Consider the following 1,601-nt stretch of genomic DNA (forward strand, 5'->3'; position numbering starts at 1 on the left):
GCCGGTTGCGGTCGACGAATGCGACCAGGTTGCCCAGCTCGTTCGACCTGGCTGCCATCACGGCTTCCCAGACCGACCCTTCACCGGTCTCCCCGTCACCTAGCAAGCAGAAGACACGATGGCTCTCGCCACGCCCACGAGCGGCCAACGCCATCCCCACCGCGAGCGGGAGTCCGTGGCCGAGTGAACCGGTCGAGCACTCCACCCCAGGCAGCTGAACCTTGCACGGATGCATCCCGTACGCGCTGTCCAGCTGGCCGTACGTCGCGACGATGTCGTCGTAATCGAAGAATCCACGCTGGGACATCGCGATGTACATGCACACCGCGGCGTGTCCCTTGGACAGCACAAACCGATCCCGCGTCGGATTGGCGATATCCGACGGATCAACGTGTAGCCCGTACTGGAACAGCACCGTGAGGATGTCCGACACCGACAGGTCTCCCCCGATGTGTACCGCGCCCTCGTATGTCCCGCACAGACGGAGCAGCTTCTCCCGCAACTCGTACGCCAGATCCTCGAGTTCTTCCACACCGAGCTGCTGCGGCGACATCGCTGCGGAATGAGATCGCCGCCTCTCTGGCGCCAAAGAACTCGTGGCTGGTGGCTCTTGGGCGTCACGCCCCGCCTGGTTCTCGTTAGCCTCTGAGGTCTCTCGGCCCATGAATGCCTCCTCACAGATGACATGTGATGCCTGACATCAGTGCGCCGTCGGCCGTTGGCCCTTCGCTTTCCTTCTCAGGTGGCGAACTCGCCTCGGCGATCGGTGACGGTGACGTTAACAGCAACCTGTTTACTTGTAAACAGGTTTGCCTCTAATCTTGGCCGGAGCGATCCGTCGTGATCGCCAAGGCACGCACGGTGTACGGTCCTGTCACCGTGGCGGTGACGTAGAGGTCAACAAGGGACACGCGTCGCGTCCCAACCGCGGCGGCGGACGACATACACAGGGGTGAATGGGATGGCGGAGCAGGTGGACACGGCCGGCGTGGACCGCGGCGAGGAGCGCGAGCACAAGGCCAGCCGCGGGAGCGTGCGGAAGAAGGACGCACCGCCGCCGAACGCGGTGACCGAGCCGGTGCCGACCATCGACCCGGAGAAGTTCATCCCCCGGCTCCTCGCACTGGTCTCCAACGCGCTCGTCTGGCGCGAATCGTCTCTCGTCCGGCAGCACATGGGGCTTGGCACCAATGACTGGCGCGTCCTGTCTTCCTTGGCGCTCTACCCTGGAGCCTCAGCCACCGAGGTCTCGGAGTTCGTCGGCCTCAACAAGGCTGTCATCTCCAAGAGCGTCACCGTCCTGGTGAGTCGTGGCCTCGTCGTGCTCTCCGACGGCCCCCGCGGCTCGCGGCCGATGTACCTGACGCGCGCCGGCGTCGAGACCCACGACGCCATTTACCCGCTCTCCGTGTCCGGACAAGACATCATCACCGACGGCCTGACGGAGGAGGAGATCTCCGAGTTCACGGAGACTCTGCGCGGCATGATGGCGCGGATACGGACGACGCCCATGCCCGAGAACGGCACCACCACCGAGACCGAGCCGGAAGCCTGACCACCTGTGAGCCAGCTGAACTCGCGACCAGGACGACCAGCGAACA

Annotated in this window: 2 protein-coding genes; one reads left to right on the top strand and one right to left on the bottom strand. The window is 64.6% G+C overall.

Going from position 1 to position 1,601, the window contains the following annotated elements; genetic code table 11:
- On the bottom strand, positions 1-553 hold a 553-nt coding region (locus ELR45_RS34355; RefSeq protein WP_240759049.1), incomplete at its 3' end, for a 1-deoxy-D-xylulose-5-phosphate synthase N-terminal domain-containing protein.
- Between the two features lie 408 nt (positions 554-961).
- Between ELR45_RS34355 and ELR45_RS01510 the strand changes: the two genes are divergently transcribed.
- Entirely contained in the window at positions 962-1,555 is a 594-nt protein-coding gene (locus tag ELR45_RS01510; protein ID WP_129662854.1) for a MarR family winged helix-turn-helix transcriptional regulator, read from the top strand.
- Positions 1,556-1,601 lie beyond the last annotated feature (46 nt).

The organism is Phytoactinopolyspora endophytica, assembly GCF_004138495.1.
Classification (GTDB): domain Bacteria; phylum Actinomycetota; class Actinomycetes; order Jiangellales; family Jiangellaceae; genus Phytoactinopolyspora; species Phytoactinopolyspora endophytica.